Genomic DNA, 18764 nt, shown 5'->3' with positions numbered 1-18764 from the left:
CGCGTGCGGCCCGCTCTGGCCAGAATCACCCCGGTTGATGCCCTGCCGGTTTGGGTTTGCTGACGTGCAATAGCTTTAACAGATGACCCAGATAAAGGTTTGATTCACATGGCAAACTCAGCACAAGCCAAAAAACGCGCCCGTCAGAACGAAAGCCGTTTTGCTGTCAACAAAGCCCGCCGTTCGCGGATTCGCACCCACCTGCGCAAAGTCGAAGAGGCGATCACCTCGGGTGACAAAGATGCCGCAGTCGCGGCCCTTCGCGCGGCCCAACCCGAACTGATGCGCGGCGTGACGAAAGGTGTCCTTCACAAAAACACCGCAGCGCGCAAAATGTCGCGCCTCAGCGCGCGGGTCAAAGCCCTCGGCTAAAAAAATCTGCTAAGATGTTGATTGAAAAAGGCACCTTTTTACAGGTGCCTTTTTTGCGGTGACCTCTTGTTTTGAAGGCCAACAGATTCTTTTTGCGCAAATGCTCTGTCAAGAGATAAGAACTGTTGCCGGGGCCGCGATTGCCTTGCTAGTTTCGATCTGCGATTCACGCTTGGGGGGACAGGCGGTTCAGCAGAAATCTTAGGCATTCGGGTCCTGCAACCCGACTGTAACCTATCTGCCGACCCTAATGTCCAGCAAGTTGCACACCGGAATTGGCCGCCAGCATTGGCTCGTGGGGATAGCCTTTGACAGGCCCAATTTAGGTGCTGCACATGACGGTTTGATGAAGGCCAGACGACCCGCATTTGCGGGACAGTTTTTTGGTGCTTGATCCTTTGCGTCCTTGGTGAGTCACGTTGGAGGGTGCTGCAACAGCATCTGATGGATGAGGCTATTTTGGTGCGGAACAGGTAAATAATGACAAAGGATGAATGGGGCGATCTCAAGCAGGAATTGCTGAGCACGGTTGGATCCAACAACTACAAGAATTGGATTGAGCCTTTAGAGTTTGCCGGAGTGAGTGATGGCATCGCGCAGTTTACGGTGCCCACCAAGTTTATTGGTGACTACGTGTCCAAGACGTTTGGAGATCAACTGCTCTACAAGATTGGCCGGATGAGCGACACGGTGCAGCGCCTTCAGTTCAAAGTGGCTGCCAGCACGCCGAAACCGAAAACCGAGTCTCAGAAAAAACCCTCGAAACCCGCCGCACGCCTGGAAGACGATTCTCTTATTCCCGCTGCGCCGTTGGATGAGCGTTTCACCTTTGACACTTTCGTGGTGGGCAAGCCGAACGAACTGGCCCATGCCGCTGCCAAGCGCGTGGCCGAAGGTGGTGCCGTCACCTTCAATCCGCTGTTCCTTTACGGCGGTGTCGGCCTCGGGAAAACCCACCTGATGCACGCCATCGCGTGGGAGCTTCAATCAAATCGCCCTGACCTTAACGTTGTGTACCTGTCGGCCGAACAATTTATGTACCGCTTTGTGCAAGCCCTGCGCGACCGTAAGATGATGGACTTCAAACAGATGTTCCGCTCGGTCGATGTGCTGATGGTGGATGATGTGCAATTCATCGCTGGCAAGGAAAGCACGCAAGAGGAATTCTTCCACACATTCAACGCGTTGGTGGATCAAAACAAGCAAATCATAATCTCGGGCGATCGCGCGCCGGGTGAAATCAAGAACCTCGAAGAGCGGATCAAATCGCGCCTGCAATGCGGGCTGGTGGTTGATCTGCATCCCACCGATTACGAATTGCGCCTTGGCATCCTGCAATCCAAGTTGGAGCGCTACCGGGAACAATACCCCGAGCTGGACATGGCCGATGGTGTGCTGGAATTCCTCGCCCATCGGATCAGCACCAATGTGCGCGTGCTGGAAGGCGCACTGACCCGGCTGTTCGCCTTTGCCTCGCTGATCAAGCAAGAGGTGACGCTGGAACTGACCCAGGACTGTCTGGCCGACGTGCTACGCGCCTCCGAGCGCAAGATCTCGATCGAAGAGATCCAGCGCCGCGTGGCCGAGCACTACAATATCCGCCTGTCCGAAATGATCGGGCCCAAGCGGGTGCGCAACTTTGCCCGGCCCCGTCAGGTGGCGATGTATCTGTGCAAGCAAATGACCAGCCGCAGCCTGCCCGAGATTGGCCGCCGCTTTGGCGGTCGCGACCACACGACCGTGATGCATGGCGTTAAGCGGATCGACGAATTGCGCATCCAGGACGCGCAGATTGCCGACGATCTGGAAATCCTGCGCCGTACATTGGAAAGCTGAGGGCGCTTGACGCCCTGCTAAATCCAGTCAAAAACCAATAAAACGCTTGAGCCGAAGGGGGAAGGTGATACCTTGCCCCTCCCGGCCTCTGGCGGGTCATTGGAAGACGGAGCAAAGCACATGAAAATCAGCATCGAACGCGGCACGTTGCTCAAGGCCGTCTCGCAGGCCCAATCGGTTGTCGAGCGCCGCAACACCATTCCGATCCTTGCCAATGTTCTGATCGAAGCTGACGGCGACACGGTTCAGTTCCGCGCCACCGATCTGGATATCGAAGTGGTCGATAAGGCCACTGCTCAGGTCGAACGCCCCGGGGCCACTACGGTCAGCGCTGTGACCCTGCACGAAATCGTGCGCAAGCTGCCCGATGGCGCGCTGGTTACGCTGACCGACGATGGCGCCTCTGGCCGTCTGACGGTCGAGGCAGGGCGCTCGAACTTCAACCTCGCTACCTTGCCGAAAGAAGATTTCCCGGTGATGGCCTCGTCCGAATATGCCAGCAACTTTTCCGCCAAGGCGCCCGAACTGCGCCGCCTGTTCGACAAGTCCAAATTCGCGATCTCAACCGAGGAAACCCGCTATTACCTCAACGGTGTCTACATGCATGTGGCCGATGGCGATGGGGGCAAGCATCTGCGTTGCGTGGCCACCGATGGCCACCGCCTGGCCCGGATCGACAGCGATCTGCCCGAGGGCGCCGCCGACATGCCCGGCGTAATCGTGCCCCGCAAAACCGTGGGCGAGTTGCGCAAGCTGCTGGAAGATGACGAAATGGAAATCGCAGTGTCGGTCAGCGAGACCAAGGTTCGCTTTGCCACGCCCGACATCACCCTGACCTCCAAGGTGATCGACGGCACCTTCCCCGATTACACCCGCGTGATCCCGCAGGGCAACACGCGCAAGATGGAGGTGGACGCCTCTGAATTTGCTCAGGCCGTTGACCGCGTGGCGACAGTGAGTTCTGAACGCTCGCGCGCCGTGAAACTGGCGCTGGACGAGGACCGCCTTGTGCTGTCCGTCAACGCCCCCGACAGTGGCGCTGCCGAGGAAGAGCTGGCCGTGGCCTATGGCGACGAGCGGCTGGAGATCGGCTTTAATGCCAAATACCTTTTGGAGATCGCCAGCCAGGTAGACCGCGAAAACGCCGTGTTCATGTTCAACTCGGCCGGTGATCCGACGCTTATGCGCGAAGGCAATGACACAAGTGCCGTCTATGTTGTCATGCCGATGCGCGTGTGATTGCTGTCGAAGCCTCCGGCGGGAGTATTTTAGGCAAGATGAAGCAGGGGCGCTGAATGCCCGGCCTTTACCTTTCACAGTTAAGCCTTTCGCATTTCCGCTCTCATCTGGGCGCGAAGCTTGAGTTGGATGGGCGGCCCGTCGCGATCCACGGACCCAATGGCGCGGGCAAGACCAACATCCTGGAAGCGGTCTCGCTGTTCTCACCGGGGCGGGGCCTGCGCCGGGGTGCGGCGATGGATATGGTGCGCCGCCCTGAAGGGTTGGGTTGGAAGCTGAAAGGCGTGGTGAAGTCTCTGCATCAGGTTCATGAGGTTGAAATCTGGTCTGAGGAAGGCAATGCCCGGCAATTGAAGATCGATGACAAGACCGCGTCGCAAGTGGCTTTGGGGCGCATTGCACGGGTGTTGTGGTTGATCCCGGCGATGGACCGGTTGTGGATCGAAGGGGCCGAAGGGCGGCGGCGGTTCCTGGATCGCATTGCGTTGAGCTTCATTCCTTCTCATGCCGAGGTGTCGCTGACCTATGACAAGGCCATGCGCGAACGCAATCGGTTGCTGAAGGATCAGGTACGCGACGGACATTGGTATGTTGCCGTGGAAAAACAGATGGCCGAGGCCGGATCGGCCATCCATGCCAATCGCATCGCCGCACTGGAGCAATTGCAAACCGCTCAATCCGAGGCCGAGACACAGTTTCCAGCTGCCGAGCTGGAGTTGACCATGACCGAGGGGGAGATGCCCCTGACGGTCGGGGATTTCCGCGAGGCACTCTCGGAAAGCCGGTTCCGTGATATCGCCGCTGGCCGCACCCTGATCGGCCCCCATCGCGCCGATCTCCACGGGGTCTACACCGCCAAGGGCGTACCTGCGCGGGATTGTTCCACCGGCGAGCAGAAGGCGCTGCTGGTCTCGCTGATCCTGGCCAACGGGAGGGCGCTGAAACGCGACTTTGGGGCGGCTCCTATCCTGCTGCTGGACGAGGTCGCAGCGCATCTGGATGCCACCCGTCGCGCAGCCCTTTATGACGAGATTTGCGCGCTTGGGTCGCAGGCCTGGATGACGGGAACGGGGGCGGAGCTGTTCGCCGAGCTAGGTGAGCGAGCGCAGCATATTGAGGTGACCGATGAGGACGGAACATCGCAGGTTACCGTCTAGAATTCTCGATGAAAGAATAGTGGCATTCCAGCCCAGCCAGCCAGTTTGGCTCTTGTTATAAATACCACATTGACCCACAAAATCTTGTGGCCGCCGCGTGACATCCCTCTCGAAAAATCGTATAAAATTACAAAAATGCGAAGGAAAATATGCATGGCCGAGGCAGCGGGCGCACCCGAGGAATACGGCGCCGATTCCATTAAGGTTCTCAAAGGCTTAGAGGCAGTTCGCAAACGTCCGGGCATGTATATCGGCGATACCGATGATGGCTCGGGCCTGCATCATATGGTCTATGAGGTTGTCGATAACGGCATTGACGAGGCTTTGGCCGGTCACGCCGACCTTGTGACGGTCACCATTCACGCGGATTCCTCGGTTTCCGTCAGTGACAATGGCCGTGGTATCCCGGTGGAAACCCACGAGGAAGAGGGCGTGTCCGCCGCAGAAGTGATCATGACCCAGCTGCATGCTGGCGGGAAGTTCGACAGCAATTCCTACAAGGTGTCGGGTGGTCTGCACGGGGTGGGCGTGTCGGTTGTAAACGCGCTCAGCGACTGGCTGGAACTGCGCATCTGGCGCAACGACAAAGAGCACGTGGCGCGCTTTGAAGGCGGCGACACTGTTGACCACCTCAAGGTCGTCGGTGATGCCAAGGGCCGCAAAGGCACCGAAGTGCGTTTTCTAGCCTCAACCGATACGTTTTCGAACCTCGAATACTCGTTTGAGACGTTGGAAAAACGCCTGCGTGAGCTGGCGTTTCTGAATTCCGGTGTGCGCATCCTGCTGCGCGACGAACGCCCTGCCGAGCCACTTGAATCCGAGCTGCATTATGAGGGCGGCGTGATGGAGTTCGTCAAGTATCTGGACCGGCACAAGACCGCGATGATCCCTGACCCGATCTTTATCACCGGCGAGAAGGACGATATCGGTGTCGAAGTCGCAATGTGGTGGAATGACAGCTATCACGAGACGGTTCTGCCTTTCACCAACAACATCCCACAGCGCGACGGCGGCACCCATATGGCGGGCTTTCGTGGCGCGCTGACCCGAACGATCAACAATTATGCCCAGTCCAGCGGCATCGCCAAGAAAGAGAAGGTCAGCTTTACCGGCGATGATGCGCGGGAAGGGCTGACCTGTGTGTTGTCGGTGAAAGTGCCCGACCCGAAATTCTCATCCCAGACCAAGGACAAGCTGGTCAGCTCCGAGGTCCGCCCGGCGGTTGAAAGCCTGATGAACGAAAAGCTGGCCGAATGGTTCGAGGAGAACCCGAACGAGGCCAAGATGATCGTTGGCAAGATCATTGAGGCCGCTTTGGCGCGTGAGGCCGCCCGCAAAGCACGCGAGCTGACGCGGCGTAAGACGGCGATGGATGTGAACTATCTGGCTGGCAAACTCAAAGATTGCTCGGAGAAAGACCCGTCCAAAACCGAATTGTTCATCGTCGAGGGTGATTCAGCGGGCGGCTCCGCTCAGACAGGTCGTGATCGGGGGACACAAGCGATCCTGCCGCTGAAAGGTAAGATCCTCAATGTCGAGCGGGCCCGGTTTGACCGGATGCTGTCCAGTCAGGAGATTGGCAATCTGGTCATGGCTTTGGGCACCGGGATCGGGCGGGACGAATTCGACATCTCCAAACTGCGCTACCACAAGATCGTTTTGATGACTGACGCCGACGTTGATGGCGCGCATATCCGCACCCTTCTGCTGACCTTCTTCTACCGGCAAATGCCCGAGTTGATCGAGGGCGGCTACCTCTATATTGCCCAACCTCCGCTGTTCAAAGTGGCCCGGGGCAAGTCCGAAGTATACCTCAAGGATCAGCCCGCGCTTGAGGATTACCTGATCGAACAGGGCACAGACGATGCGGTTCTGCGCCTTGGATCAGGCGAAGAAATCATCGGTGCCGATCTGGTGCGCGTTGTCGAAGAAGCACGGCAGGCCAAGCGCATAATCGACGCGTTTCCAACACACTATCCCCGCCACATCCTGGAACAAGCGGCCATCGCCGAGGCCTTCATGCCCGGCAAAGTCGATGCGGATCTTCAAGGTGTGGCCGATGCTGTCGCTGCACGTCTGGACCTGATCGCATTGGAGTATGAACGCGGCTGGCAAGGGCGCCCGACACAGGATCACGGCATCCGCCTGACCCGCATGTTGCGCGGTGTCGAAGAGGTGCGCACACTGGACGGCCCGGTCCTGCGCGGCGGCGAAGCCCGCAAACTAGGGCAGATGACCAGTGCGTTGCGCGAGGTTTACAACCTGCCCGCCATTTTGCAGCGCAAAGACCGTTCGCAAAGCATTCACGGGCCGCTGGACCTGCTGGATGCGATCCTGAAGGAAGGCGAGAAAGGGCTGACGCTGCAACGCTATAAGGGTCTCGGCGAAATGAACCCCGATCAACTCTGGGAAACCACGCTGGACCCCGAAGCGCGCACGCTGTTGCAGGTGAAGGTGGATGACGTGGCTGATGCCGACGATCTGTTCACCAAGCTGATGGGCGATGTGGTTGAACCCCGCCGCGAGTTCATTCAGAAGAACGCGCTGAGTGTGGAAAACCTCGACTTCTAATCGCCGCTCACCTGCACCCCGAGGCTGCGCAGCACGTCCCAGTAATTCGGGAATGTCTTGGAGACGCACATCGGATCTTCGATCTGAATGCCATGGATCTTCAGCCCGGCCAAAGCAAAGCACATGGCGATGCGGTGGTCAGCATAGCTGTCAATGCTGGCGGGCAGGGTCTGCCCGGCAAGGGACGGGTCAGCATGGACAATCAGGTCGTCGCCCTCAACCGTCGCCAGATCGGCGCGGATACGGGTGAGGCCATCATGCACCGCAACGATGCGATCACACTCCTTGACCCGCAGATTTGCGATACCGATAAAGCGCACGGGCGTTTCATTGAACGCCGCCAATACGGCCAATGTCGGGATCGCGTCCTGCATTTGCGAGCCTTCGATCTCGCCCGGCATTTTCGGAAACGCTGCAATCATTTGATAAGCGGCGGCGTCGGGTTGGTTCATGTCTTCAGGCCGAGCACCGATGTCGATCTGCCCCCCTGTCAACGCCTCGGCAGCCCATAGATAGGTGGCAGCACTGGCGTCCGGTTCAACCGCGTAATCGGCTGCAGTATATCCACCCGGCTGGATGACGATCTGGTCCGACGCGGGGAAGGCCACGCTGGCCCCGAAGGAACGCATCACGGCAGCGGTGATATGCAGGTATCCAACGGCCCCGATCTGCCCGCCGAGAATACGGATGGTTGTCGGCCCATCGCCCATCGCCGCCAGCATCATGATGGCCGAGATATACTGGCTGGACAGTTCGCCGCTCACCTCGATTTCACCGGCGGTGAAGCCGCCCGTACCGTTTATTTCGACCGGCGGGCAGCCCGTTGCTGTCCGCGCGTCGACACCCATCTTATTCAGCGTCTCCACAAGCGGCGCGATCGGACGTTTTTGCATATGTTCGTCGCCCGTCACCACAACCGGGCCATCCACCAAAGACACAGCCGCTGTCAGAAATCGCACAGCGGTGCCCGCATTGCCAAGAAACAGCGGCTCGGAGGGTGCCTGAAGCCGCCCTGAGCCTTCGATCTCGACCGTGGTGTGATCCACCTCGTGAATCGTCACGCCCATCTGACGCAGGGCCGCCATCATATACTTTGTGTCATCGCTGCGCAGGATCCCCGTCAGGCGGCTGCGCCCATTGGCTAATGCAGCCACCAACAGCGCACGATTGGTCACGGATTTTGAACCGGGCAGGGTCACCTGACCATTCAAAGGGCCGCTGACTGGCGTGATACTGGCAAGATCTGGGGCAGGTGTATTCACAGGTGGCTCTCTGACAGATTGACTGCGCCTAGCTGCCATCTTGGGCGCGGCTTTGCAATGCCCCGTACCCCGTTCAGAGCCGCACCAGATGATTGTCCCATTGCATCGCACCTGTTTTCAGGGTCTGCACATCACGGCCATTCGCGAGCTTCAGCACCTCGCCAAGTCCAGTTGTAAAGGCAAACCCGGCACCACGCGGGGCCGCCCCGCAGATGTCGGGGGACATGACAGTGTTAAGGTGCCGACCCACATCAGAAAACACCACCGCCATACCGCCGCGCGGCCCCGTGATTGCGATGCGTGTGCCATCGCCGGAAAATGCAATGCTGCCCGCATAACCCTGCATGTCACGCACCAGACCCTCGGGTCCGGGATGAAACTGCAGCGGCTGCCCGCGTTGATGGATGGCCAGCAGGGGTGGTGTTTGCTCGAGCACACCTTGCCACTGACAAGCGATGGCGACACGTCCGTCGCCGCGCACCGCGAGATGGCGGATGGAGTTCTTATGCCACTCGGCAGGAGGTTCGTGGTGTTCCAATAAGTTACCGGATAGCGAGACGTAGCTGAGATTGGGCTGCATCACGGGCAGGTTCAGCTTGACCCGCGGTGCATCCGGATGGGTTTCGATCCCGCCATTGGCGATGACCAACGTTTCGTTATCCGGCATCAGGCGGATGTCATGGGGGCCAACCCCATAGCTGGGAAACTCGGCGATGCGCTGATAGCCCTGATCGACGTCCCAGACACCCACACGGCCCTCTGCCTGCTCGTAATCATTCTCGGTCGTGAACAGATACCGCCCATCGTCGGAATAGACGCCATGGCCATAGAAATGACGACCTTCCGGGGCGTCCAGCAACACCTTGGGCTGACCCAATACACAATCCAGCAAGATGGCGAACGTACCCGGACGGCGGGCAAAGGCGATTGCCTCGGGCCGGTTCGGATGCGCCGCAGCGGCATGACCCCGGGCGGGCAAGGGAATCTGAAACTGCACAGTGCCCGCCTGATCCAAACCAAACAACGCATAGCTACTATCGACCATGCGCGCAGCAGACAGGAACGCCGGATCTCCCGCATCCGCCCAAGTGGGTGCGGGACAGACCGCGCTGGCCAGCAACCCGGTCAAAAAGGCACGGCGGTTGGCCATGGCCCTAGTCACCGTCCAGCGCGTTGAACCCCGCCGAGATGCCAAGGCGCGGACCAACCGTTTGCAGCGCGTACGTGTCGATCCGGTCAACACTTTGCTGAAGCGCCTCAACCCGAAGACGGCCTTGTATATCGCTGACACCGGCAAAGACCGGATCGTCAAGCGCGGCGGCCCGGCCCAATGCCTGCTCAAAGAGTCCGTCCAAAGTAGTGTCGCCCTCCGAGATCAGCGCGGCCAGTTGCCGGGTGGCTTCAAGCGACAGGATCACATGGCGCAAGGACCGGCCCGAGCGACGTGCCTCGGCCCGTTTCGGGCGGGGGCGATCGAACGTGCCCAAGGGGCGGCCCAGGCGCATGGCCGAGGTAAACTCAAGACCAGTGGTCAAAGCGGTAAAAAGCTGTCTCTGGGCCTCTTCAGCGCTGCGATAGGTGTCGTTTGATCCAGCCTCGCGCATCAAATCGCCATGGCCATTCTCCCAATCGGTCAGAATCGCTGCGGCATTTGCGGCGATATCAGCGGTGCTGACGCGGATCAGGGCACAGCGATAATCCGCCGTGCCAAGGTCGGCAAAACCCTCATCAAAGAGAAGAAACTCCAGGGCATAAAAGCCCCGCGCGGCGATCGAAACGGTCTGGAAGCTCTCAAGTGTGTCAATCACCGGGTCGGCGCCCCTGATCAATGTCGCCAGCGTTTTGGGGGTCGCCCCCCGGCTGTCAGGCCAAAAAGCCAAGGCGAAGGCTCGGTCGTTTACCTCGGACGGGCCAAAGCGCAGATGGCTAACCTTGACCCAGGCATCGAAGGCAGCGTGATAGGCTGTCGTCAGTGCAGGATCGCCGGGCAGGCAACTGGCCGTCGCCGCATCTGACAAAGCCTGAGTGTCATTTGCCAATCGCGCGTAAGAAGGTAGGATATGGCCCTCAATCACGGCATCTATGCTTTGTGCCGTTGCCGGGACGGCGAACAAGGCCAAGGCGGTGATTGCAGCACGGATTATCATCACAGGCTCTCCAGGAAACGGATCAGGGCAGCGCGATCCGTGGCAGGCATATTGATCACCGTATCACGATGCTGCTCGGCCTCACCACCATGCCACAGAACCGCCTCAAGCAGCGACCGGGCCCGCCCGTCATGGAGGAAATAGGTGTGGTCACTAACCTGTTCGGTCAGGCCGATCCCCCACAAGGGAGGGGTACGCCATTCGCGGCCCGTCGCGCGGGCTTCGGGGCGATTATCAACCAACCCTTCACCCATGTCGTGCAGCAGCATGTCGGTATAGGGCCAGATCAGCTGAAAACTCTGCTCGGGTTGATCGGCCAGCCGGTGGGTGACGAAAGACGGCACATGGCAGGACACGCAACCGGTGGTGTGAAAGATTTCCTTTCCGCGCAGCACCTCGGGATCGTTTACATTGCGACGCTTGGGCACGGCCAGGTTACGGCTATAGAAGGTGATCAGATCCAACCCTTCTGCATCAATTTCAAACCCGCGATCATCCATGTCGCCATGCGGGGCGGCGCGGCAAACGGTCTGCGCCTCGGTGCATTCGCCCCATGCGGCAGGAAACAGCGGATTGGAAATCCCGATATCCCCGGCAAAGGCTCCGGCGGACTGATGTTTGACCGTTGGCGCACCGGCCTTGAGGCCGAAGCGGCCCAGCATGGGTTGGTCATACTCGACCGACCAGACGATGTTGGGGCGCCCTGAAATGCCATCACCATCGGCATCCTCCGGGTCGGCATGGGCCAGAATGTCCGCCGCCGGAATTGCTTCAAGCAACCCAAGGCCGATCATCTGTGGGGCAATCCGGGGCGACAGCATCGCATCCGGGTGCAGCGGGCCATAGCCCAGATCGGCAGCGGTGTAAGTGGGGCGGCGCAGGGACGCGACCTCACCATCTGACAGCGGAACTTCGACCTCTTCATAGTCGATTTGCAGACGGTATTCTGCGGCATGGCCCGGCAGGCTGAAATCCTGCAACTGGGTGCCATAAGTAGGATCGGGATCGGTTGCGATGTAATCCTCGATCGCCGCCATCCGCCCGGCATCGGTGCCCGGCACCGAGACGCGCAAGAACATCGAAATCGCGTTGTCGTCCGGCCCTTCGGGTGGATGACCGCGGCCATCTTTCAGGTGACATCGCTGACATGAGCGCGCGTTGAAAATCGGGCCCAGCCCGTCCGAGGCGAGGGTGGAAGAAGGTGTCGAGACCCATAGTTTGCGGAACAATCCGTTGCCAACTTTGAAATTCAACTCGTCCTCGAACGAGATGTTGGCAGAGGGCTGTGAGAACGCATCGGCATTGCGGCGCGCCCGCACGGTGGCGGCTCCGGCAGAAAGTTCTTCAAACATCTGCGCCGCGCTGAAGTCGCTGGGCGGGGCCAACACTTTGGCGATCCGGGCCTGCTCTTCGGCCGTTCGGGGAATGATATTCAGATGGGCGTCTTTAAGCGAAGGGCCCGCCACAACGGCGGACCCCAAACACGCGAAGATCAGAGCAAGTTTACTCGGCTTCATCCATTTTCGAGGCGTTAAGGTGGGCATAGTTCTGCGGTCCAATTTTCTCGAGCAGATCAAGCTGTGTTTCCAGGAAGTCGATATGGCCTTCTTCGTCGGCCAGCAACTCGTCAAACAGCTCTTTGGTCACGTGATCTCCGGCGGTGGCGCAATACTCGCGGGCTTCTTTGTACATCTCGCGCGCTTCCTGTTCGGCAGCAAGATCGCATTCCAACGTTTCCTTGGGTGTCTGGCCGATGCGCAGTGGGTCAAGCTTTTGCAGGTTGGGATGCCCTTCCAGAAAGATGATCCGCTCCATCAGCTTGTCGGCGTGGTTCATCTCTTCGATGCTTTCCTCGCGGCTTTTCTTGGCCATATGACCAAGACCCCAATCCTCCTGAAGCTTGTAATGCATCCAATACTGGCTAATAGCCGTCAGTTCGCTGCGCAGAGCGCGGTTGAGATAGTCTATGACTTTAGCGTCACCTTGCATTGTCGGTTTTCCTTTGTTGCCCGGGGTCGCAGCCCGCGGAGTTCCATGGGGACTTCCAGATTATCATTGTTACGCATGGTGGCCAGAAACAACGGCATACACCCGCCGCAATCCGCTGCTTTGCCCAATGCGCGATAAATCTTTCCAGGGGTGATCAGGGCCTCACTGTCGGCGGCCCTCATCCAGTCGATCGCGGCGTGGATATCGTTATCTGCTATATTCTGACAGTGGCAGATGATCATCTTGATGCTCCTTAGAATTCATAGACCAGCAGGGTGCCGATGGTCTGGCTTTTAACCCCGCCTTCCCGGCCAAACCGGTAGCCAAGGGCACCGGTCAGCCCGCCGAAAAGCTCCATCTCAGCGCTGATTGTGGCCAGTCGGTCGGTCGGCATGGTTTGGACATCACGTACGGAATAGACTCCGGACACGGTGACCGGCCCGATAGGGGCTGAAATACCGACCGTTCCGTAAGTGGCCGAGTTGGTGGTGCCATCAAATTCGTCGAACCATGCCACCTCGGCCAACAGCTCGAATGGGAAGGACCCAGCCTCGACAGCATGGGTTATGCCGAAGACGGCCCCGGTTTGATCTGCTGCATCGCCAGCGCCACGGCCCTGATGCTGAATGCCCAAATTGTAGCCGGTTGCGCCGAACTCACCGGATAACGACAGGGCGAATGATTCGACACCGTCGGTATTGGAGACGCCGCCCATTGGAAGGCTTGTCAGGCCACGTTCCTCACCCAACGAGTCGCTCAGGATTGTCCGGTCGGCCTGGAATGCAGCAAAGGACACTTCATGCGATCCACCTGCAGCCTCAAAGGGCACGATGATCGCACCACCCAGCTTTTCGGTGATCTCGTAGTCTTCGGCGAAATCGACGCCATAGATGCCCGGCGCTGCGTCCCATGCGACGCCGAAGGCCGGGTTGAACTTACCCAACACCACCTGTGCACCGCCAAAGTCATGGGCGAAGTACAACTCTTCGGCATAGAGCCCGTGATCTTCAAGGAAGCTGTCATCCGTGGGTCCGGTGATCTGCTCGAAAACCAGCGTTGCGTTGACCGATGTGTTCTGCGTGAACGAGAACGACAAGGCCCCCTCGATTGTAGCGAATGTGTTGTTGAATTCTGCGGCCGGGTCGGTTGAATCAAACGTCCAGTCATTTTGCAGTTCGATCACAAACTCTGCCGAAAATGGCCCGTTGCCTGCATCTTGTGCCATTGCGCCGCCAGCCACGACAAGAAGCGCCAATGCTGACGCTGTTGCTTTGGTATTCATTCTAATTCTCATTTTTGTCTGATCTTGGCTGGCTGATCTAAAGTGCAATCTGGCTGACGGGTGTTAACGGGCCCCGGACCTGACCATCAGGCCCGGATTTGATGCTGTGACTATTCAAAAACGGCAGACGGATTATCGAGGCTGTCGGAGCCTTCAAAGGCAATTGAATCCAACCCCAGTAAAACGACCGTGCGTTCGATCGAGCGGGTCTGGTCAATCAGGCCGTCGACCCCGCCCATGATTAGCGCCTCACCGGCGACGTTGCCGCGTTCCAGCATCTGGTCATAACTGAACCCGGCCTCGGCAGCGGTTTTGATCCGGCCCAGTGCCATCATTGTGCTGGACAGTTTGGCGCGCATTTCGGTGTCCAGATCGGCATCCTTCGCCGCGACCAGATCTGCCAGAGACGGTCCGCTGACGAGGCTGCCATCTACGCGGATATATTCGCCCAGATAGACATTCTGCACGCCCAGCCCATCATAGTAATGGCTATTGTGAGTGTTGTCCGAGAAGCAATCATGTTCCTCCTCGGGGTCGTTCAGCATCAGACCAAGGCGCATCCGTTCGCCCGCCTGCTCGCCATAGGACAGTGATCCCATCCCGGTCAGCATCGCCGAGATGCCCGCCGCTTCGTCCGCCATCAGGGTGGTGCGGGCGTCACCGCCTTCTCCCCATTGCGCGGCCATCCATTCAAGGTCCGAAACCAGCAAATCAGTGGCGGCGGTCAGGTATTCGCCGCGACGATCACAATTGCCATTGGTGCAGGCGTCACCACTGGCGAAGTCGGTCCATGGACGGTCGCCAGCGCCCGGGCCGTGCCCGTTCAGATCCTGCCCCCAAAGCAGGAATTCGATGGCGTGATAACCGGTGGCCACGTTCGCCTCGACACCGTCCGCCTCATGCAGCGTTTCAGCCAGCAAGGCAGGCGTGATTTCTGCGGCATCCACCGTTTCGCCCGACAGGGTGAATGACGCATTAGCCACCACGTTCAACACCGCAAGCTCGTTTTCGTCCGACGGACCACCATAGCCTGCGTCAACATAGTCGATCAGGCCTTCATCCAGCGGCCAGGCGTTCACCTTGCCTTCCCAATCATCGACGATGGCGTTGCCAAAACGGTAGACCTCGGATTGTTGATAGGGAACACGCGCAGCTAGCCACGCAGAGCGCGCGGCATGCAATGCCTCAGCGGACGGATTAGCGACCAGCGCATCAACCGCGGCTTTAAGTGCCTGCGCGGTTGTCAGGCTGTCGGCAAATTTCGCCTCTGCGATATCCGCATAAGTATCCAGCACTGCTGCCTTGCTTATCGTCTCATCTGCTGTCGCGACCGTCCCGATGGACAGGGCCAGCAGGCTGGTGGCTATTGCTGTGATTTTCATTCGTTAGGCGTCCTTGATTAGTGATAAACTGTTGATGGAGGGGGCGTGTTTTCGGCCCGGGTGAGATGGGATGACATACGTTTCATCGCGAGTCCGAAATCCTGCGCCAGGCTGACAAGCGGCTGGGCCATGTCAGCGCGCACAATCACCGTGGCGATCATCAGGGCGTCTTCACGTTCGCCCTCGGCGGCGGCTCCGATAAAGTTCGCAAAACAGGCTTCGTCCGCCCCAAGGCATTTGCAATTGACGCTATGGCGCATCAGCGGGCGACGGCCATAGGCAGCACACAGGTTGCAGAGGTCCTCGAAGGACTTTAGCGCTTTTTCACCGTATTGTGCTCCAAGGCAGGAGGAAAAATCGTTCCAGATTTCCGGATAACGATCCGGCCCCTCACTCCATAGCCGCAGATAGATCACGGCCCCTGCCTCGACCGGGGACAGCTCGGTCAAAAGCCCGACAGGGGTGCCACCGCGCATATTGGGTTGCGCGCTCATTTCGTGAGGATCAGTTTGTCAGCGCGGGTGATGCGCAAGGTATACACCTGGTCCTGATGACAGATGAAAGCCAGTTTGCCATCGCGGGTCAGATCATCTGCGAAATAGGCCGGTGTTGTCTCTTCTTGTGTTTGAGCCGGCGAGGCCTGATGCGGATTGGGTGTGGGTGTCATTTTCATCGCCATTGTCTCCTCTCAGGTGCTTTGCTCGACACGGTCGAGCATCCATTCAAGTGTGAAGGAAGATGGCAGGCCAAATTGCAGCGCCGAAGCCAGAACGGACTCGCGGTCATTCTGCTCCGCTGTCCGGCCATCCGATTGCACGGGTGTTGTCCTTTGCCTTTGCATCATATTCCTCCGGTTGAGGGTTTGATCAGGATCGGCTGGCCCGGAATCGGCGGGTTGGCTACATTCCTAATTCTTGAGTTATTTAGTCGGAAAAGTCAATCTGAGTTTTTTAGTCGGTTATTCTTTTTGATGATTAACCGGCATGCAAAAGAAAATGAGCACGCGCTGTGGCGTGCTCATCGAAAGCGATTTGGATAACGGTTTGATCTACTTCCAAAGATATCAACGCCTTCTTTGAAAGACGTCTCATCCTTGGCGGATCAGGCAGGCAAAATCCTTGACACAGAAGCCCTACCCGACGGACATGCAGATATATTTCATCTCAAGGTAATCCTCGATCCCGTGATGGCTGCCTTCGCGTCCCAGGCCCGATTGCTTGACCCCGCCAAAGGGTGCCACCTCGGTCGAGATGATGCCGGTGTTCACACCGACGATGCCATATTCCAGCGCCTCGGCCACTTTGTAGACGCGGGAGAGGTCCTTGGCGTAGAAATAGCTGGCCAGACCAAAGATCGTGTCATTGGCCATGGCGATCACGTCGTCTTCGTCCTCGAATTTGAACAGCGGGGCCATGGGGCCGAAGGTTTCATCACTGGCGACCTGCATGTCCTGCGTACAGCCGGTAACGATGGTCGGAGGCAGGAAGTAACCCGCGCCTTCCATCGGCTCTCCGCCGCCCAGAATAACCTCGCCGCCCTTGGTTTTAGCGTCGGCCACATGTTCCTGCACCTTGTCGATCGCATCAGCATTGATCAGCGGGCCCAATTGCGTGCCCTCTTCCAGGCCATCGCCGATTTTCATGGCGCTGACGGCGTCTTTCAGTTTCGCGGCAAAGGCATCATAGACACCGGCCTGCACATAGATCCGATTGGCACAGACGCAGGTTTGGCCGTTGTTGCGGAATTTGCACATGATGGCACCTTCCACAGCGGCATCCAGATCGGCATCGTCAAACACGATGAAGGGCGCGTTGCCTCCCAGCTCCATTGAGCATTTCATCACGCTGTCCGCCGCTTGACGCAGCAGGATACGACCCACTTCGGTTGAGCCTGTGAAGGTCAGTTTGCGCACGGCGGGGTTTTCGCAGAATTCCTTGCCGATGTCCGAGCTGCGCGACGAGGTCACGATGTTGAACACCCCCTTCGGAATACCGGCACGCTCGGCCAGAACCCCCATAACGGTCGCCGACAACGGCGTCTCCGCGGCTGGACGGCCCACGAAGGCACAGCCCGCGGCCAGCGCGGGGGCGGCCTTGCGGGTGATCATTGCGTTGGGGAAGTTCCACGGGGTGATCGAGGCCGCCACACCGATGGCCTGTTTGATCACGGTGATGCGTTTGTCGCGCTGATGGCCCGGGATGGTTTCGCCATAAATGCGCTTGGCTTCTTCGGCAAAGAACTCGATGAAGCTCGCGCCATAAGCAATCTCGCCTTTGGCTTCGGCCAGCGGCTTGCCCTGCTCGGCGGTCAGGATCGTGCCCAGATCATCCTGATTCTCCATCATCAGATCGAACCATTTGCGCAACACGGCGGCACGTTCCTTACCGGTCCAGCTGGCCCAGTCCTTTTGCGCCGCTTCGGCGGCGGCGATGGTTTTGGCCACCTGCGCACGCGACATGTCCGCGACATTGGCGATCACATCACCGCGGGCCGGGTTGGTCACCGCATAGGTGCCGCCCTCGCCATCAATCCACTCACCGTCGGAATAGGCCTGTTCGGCCAGCAGGGTCGGGTCTTTCAAAAGCGATTTCAGATCGGTCTTGGGCATGGCGCATCTCCAGAAATATCTCGGGGCTCTTTGGTCTCGCAAAGCCAAAGCATCTTGCGCTAGGCTTGTCCAGAGCCACAAAATGGGTACGCAGATGGATTATGACGACGCCTACGCCAACGGCCCTTATATTCCGGGCGCCGAGGATTATCCGGAGCGTTGGTTGCAGGCAGCGGCTGACTGGGCCCTTGTTCAGCGCGCAGAGGGACGCCACCGCGGGGATTTACGCTATGGCGACAGTACGCGAACGCGGTTTGATCTGTTTTATCCCCAAGGAGCGGTTAAAGGCCTGATGGTCTTTGTCCATGGCGGGTATTGGCTGAAGTTCGACCGGTCGTACTGGTTTCATCTGGCGCACGGCATGGTCGCGCAGGGCTGGGCTGTGGCGATGCCGTCTTATGACCTCTGTCCGGAAGTGCGGATCGCCGATATCACCCGACAGATCGCAGGCGCTGTAAACGTGGCCGCCGAGATGGTCGAGGGGCCAATGATCCTATGCGGTCATTCCGCAGGGGGGCATTTGGTGGCGCGGATGCTGGAACCGGGGATGCTGGACCTTGCTGTGGCCAAGCGGTTGCAACGGGTGATGCCAATCTCGCCGGTGTCGGATCTGCGGCCTTTGATCCATACGGCGATGAACGCTGATTTCAAGCTGACCGAGGCCGATGCGGTGGCCGAAAGCCCCGCCCTGATGACGGAGCATCTGGACGTGCCGGTCACCGTATGGGTCGGGGCCGATGAGCGCCCGGTATTTCTGGATCAGGCCCGCTGGCTGGCCGAGGCGTGGGGCGCGGACCACGTGATCGACGCAGGTAAACATCATTTCGATGTGATTGACGGTTTGGCCGATCCTGACAGCCAGATGATCAAGACGCTTCTAAGCTAAAGCGTTTTGCGAAATATCTGCTTCACGGATTTT

The 18764-nt window shown here is 58.8% G+C and carries 18 protein-coding genes; 6 read left to right on the top strand and 12 right to left on the bottom strand.

All coding sequences use genetic code 11. The features are described 5' to 3' along the window. Positions 1–108: 108 nt before the first annotated feature. From rpsT to gyrB, 5 genes are all read left to right on the top strand, one after another. Positions 109–372, top strand: coding sequence for a 30S ribosomal protein S20 (gene rpsT / locus V6N02_RS07840; protein WP_371224972.1), 264 nt, complete (start codon positions 109–111; stop codon positions 370–372). A gap of 480 nt (positions 373–852) precedes the next feature. Next, on the top strand, positions 853–2208 hold the full coding sequence (gene dnaA, locus V6N02_RS07835) for a chromosomal replication initiator protein DnaA (protein WP_371224971.1): 1356 nt from the start codon (positions 853–855) through the stop codon (positions 2206–2208). Between the two features lie 120 nt (positions 2209–2328). Further along, positions 2329–3447: a DNA polymerase III subunit beta gene (gene dnaN / locus V6N02_RS07830; RefSeq protein ID WP_371224970.1), complete on the top strand. Its 1119-nt coding sequence runs from the start codon at positions 2329–2331 to the stop codon at positions 3445–3447. A 56-nt stretch (positions 3448–3503) separates the two neighbouring features. Beyond that, the gene (recF, locus tag V6N02_RS07825) at positions 3504–4604 is read left to right on the top strand and encodes a DNA replication/repair protein RecF (RefSeq protein WP_371224969.1); all 1101 of its coding nucleotides are present in this window, start codon (positions 3504–3506) and stop codon (positions 4602–4604) included. A 153-nt stretch (positions 4605–4757) separates the two neighbouring features. Then, positions 4758–7175 (top strand): DNA topoisomerase (ATP-hydrolyzing) subunit B, encoded by a 2418-nt coding sequence (gene gyrB / locus V6N02_RS07820; RefSeq protein ID WP_371224968.1) that lies wholly within the window; start codon positions 4758–4760, stop codon positions 7173–7175. On the opposite strand, the gene aroA is transcribed toward gyrB, so the two are convergent. The 12 genes from aroA to V6N02_RS07760 form a co-directional block, all read right to left on the bottom strand. Continuing rightward, complete coding sequence (gene aroA, locus V6N02_RS07815) at positions 7172–8437, bottom strand: 3-phosphoshikimate 1-carboxyvinyltransferase (RefSeq protein WP_371224967.1); 1266 nt, start codon at positions 8435–8437, stop codon at positions 7172–7174. The genes gyrB and aroA overlap by 4 nt on opposite strands. Positions 8438–8510: 73 nt before the next feature. Beyond that, entirely contained in the window at positions 8511–9587 is a 1077-nt protein-coding gene (locus V6N02_RS07810) for a DUF1513 domain-containing protein (protein ID WP_371224966.1), read from the bottom strand. A gap of 4 nt (positions 9588–9591) precedes the next feature. After that, positions 9592–10584 carry an imelysin family protein gene (locus V6N02_RS07805; RefSeq protein ID WP_371224965.1) on the bottom strand — a complete coding sequence of 331 codons (993 nt, stop codon included), beginning with the start codon at positions 10582–10584 and terminating at the stop codon, positions 9592–9594. Then, positions 10584–12101, bottom strand: a complete 1518-nt coding sequence (locus V6N02_RS07800; protein ID WP_371224964.1) for a di-heme oxidoreductase family protein — start codon at positions 12099–12101, stop codon at positions 10584–10586. The genes V6N02_RS07805 and V6N02_RS07800 overlap by 1 nt, the downstream gene beginning before the upstream one ends. Next, positions 12088–12573, bottom strand: a complete 486-nt coding sequence (gene bfr, locus V6N02_RS07795; protein ID WP_371224963.1) for a bacterioferritin — start codon at positions 12571–12573, stop codon at positions 12088–12090. The genes V6N02_RS07800 and bfr overlap by 14 nt, the downstream gene beginning before the upstream one ends. After that, positions 12549–12815, bottom strand: a complete 267-nt coding sequence (locus V6N02_RS07790; RefSeq protein WP_371224962.1) for a (2Fe-2S)-binding protein — start codon at positions 12813–12815, stop codon at positions 12549–12551. Before V6N02_RS07790 ends, bfr begins: the two co-directional genes overlap by 25 nt. Positions 12816–12826: 11 nt before the next feature. After that, positions 12827–13855: a hypothetical protein gene (locus V6N02_RS07785; RefSeq protein ID WP_371224961.1), complete on the bottom strand. Its 1029-nt coding sequence runs from the start codon at positions 13853–13855 to the stop codon at positions 12827–12829. A 110-nt stretch (positions 13856–13965) separates the two neighbouring features. Continuing rightward, a complete protein-coding gene (locus tag V6N02_RS07780; protein ID WP_371224960.1) occupies positions 13966–15237 on the bottom strand; it encodes an imelysin family protein in 1272 nt (423 codons plus the stop codon). Positions 15238–15254: 17 nt separating this feature from the next. Then, positions 15255–15731: a hypothetical protein gene (locus V6N02_RS07775; protein WP_371224959.1), complete on the bottom strand. Its 477-nt coding sequence runs from the start codon at positions 15729–15731 to the stop codon at positions 15255–15257. After that, positions 15728–15904, bottom strand: coding sequence for a hemin uptake protein HemP (hemP, locus tag V6N02_RS07770; RefSeq protein ID WP_371225275.1), 177 nt, complete (start codon positions 15902–15904; stop codon positions 15728–15730). Before hemP ends, V6N02_RS07775 begins: the two co-directional genes overlap by 4 nt. A 21-nt stretch (positions 15905–15925) precedes the next feature. After that, positions 15926–16054: a hypothetical protein gene (locus V6N02_RS07765; RefSeq protein WP_371224958.1), complete on the bottom strand. Its 129-nt coding sequence runs from the start codon at positions 16052–16054 to the stop codon at positions 15926–15928. A 315-nt stretch (positions 16055–16369) separates the two neighbouring features. Further along, on the bottom strand, positions 16370–17845 hold the full coding sequence (locus V6N02_RS07760; RefSeq protein WP_371224957.1) for an NAD-dependent succinate-semialdehyde dehydrogenase: 1476 nt from the start codon (positions 17843–17845) through the stop codon (positions 16370–16372). Positions 17846–17939: 94 nt separating this feature from the next. Here V6N02_RS07760 and V6N02_RS07755 point away from each other — a divergent pair, with 94 nt between their 5' ends. Beyond that, the gene (locus V6N02_RS07755; protein WP_371224956.1) at positions 17940–18731 is read left to right on the top strand and encodes an alpha/beta hydrolase; all 792 of its coding nucleotides are present in this window, start codon (positions 17940–17942) and stop codon (positions 18729–18731) included. Positions 18732–18764 lie beyond the last annotated feature (33 nt).

Origin of the sequence: Roseovarius conchicola (assembly GCF_041403425.1) — a bacterium.
Taxonomy (GTDB): domain Bacteria; phylum Pseudomonadota; class Alphaproteobacteria; order Rhodobacterales; family Rhodobacteraceae; genus Roseovarius; species Roseovarius conchicola.
The sequence above is the reverse complement of the archived record's forward strand: the minus strand, read 5'-3'. Positions and strand labels throughout refer to the sequence as shown.

Coding starts and splice junctions, on each gene's coding strand:
- V6N02_RS07785 (WP_371224961.1), bottom strand. CDS start 13,855: ATGAATACCAAAGCAACAGCGTCAGCATTGGCGCTTCTTGTCGTGGCT.
- dnaA (WP_371224971.1), top strand. CDS start 853: ATGACAAAGGATGAATGGGGCGATCTCAAGCAGGAATTGCTGAGCACG.
- V6N02_RS07800 (WP_371224964.1), bottom strand. CDS start 12,101: ATGAAGCCGAGTAAACTTGCTCTGATCTTCGCGTGTTTGGGGTCCGCC.
- V6N02_RS07760 (WP_371224957.1), bottom strand. CDS start 17,845: ATGCCCAAGACCGATCTGAAATCGCTTTTGAAAGACCCGACCCTGCTG.
- gyrB (WP_371224968.1), top strand. CDS start 4,758: ATGGCCGAGGCAGCGGGCGCACCCGAGGAATACGGCGCCGATTCCATT.
- V6N02_RS07805 (WP_371224965.1), bottom strand. CDS start 10,584: ATGATAATCCGTGCTGCAATCACCGCCTTGGCCTTGTTCGCCGTCCCG.
- V6N02_RS07780 (WP_371224960.1), bottom strand. CDS start 15,237: ATGAAAATCACAGCAATAGCCACCAGCCTGCTGGCCCTGTCCATCGGG.
- V6N02_RS07755 (WP_371224956.1), top strand. CDS start 17,940: ATGGATTATGACGACGCCTACGCCAACGGCCCTTATATTCCGGGCGCC.
- bfr (WP_371224963.1), bottom strand. CDS start 12,573: ATGCAAGGTGACGCTAAAGTCATAGACTATCTCAACCGCGCTCTGCGC.
- hemP (WP_371225275.1), bottom strand. CDS start 15,904: ATGACACCCACACCCAATCCGCATCAGGCCTCGCCGGCTCAAACACAA.
- V6N02_RS07810 (WP_371224966.1), bottom strand. CDS start 9,587: ATGGCCAACCGCCGTGCCTTTTTGACCGGGTTGCTGGCCAGCGCGGTC.
- recF (WP_371224969.1), top strand. CDS start 3,504: ATGCCCGGCCTTTACCTTTCACAGTTAAGCCTTTCGCATTTCCGCTCT.
- rpsT (WP_371224972.1), top strand. CDS start 109: ATGGCAAACTCAGCACAAGCCAAAAAACGCGCCCGTCAGAACGAAAGC.
- dnaN (WP_371224970.1), top strand. CDS start 2,329: ATGAAAATCAGCATCGAACGCGGCACGTTGCTCAAGGCCGTCTCGCAG.
- V6N02_RS07790 (WP_371224962.1), bottom strand. CDS start 12,815: ATGATCATCTGCCACTGTCAGAATATAGCAGATAACGATATCCACGCC.
- V6N02_RS07775 (WP_371224959.1), bottom strand. CDS start 15,731: ATGAGCGCGCAACCCAATATGCGCGGTGGCACCCCTGTCGGGCTTTTG.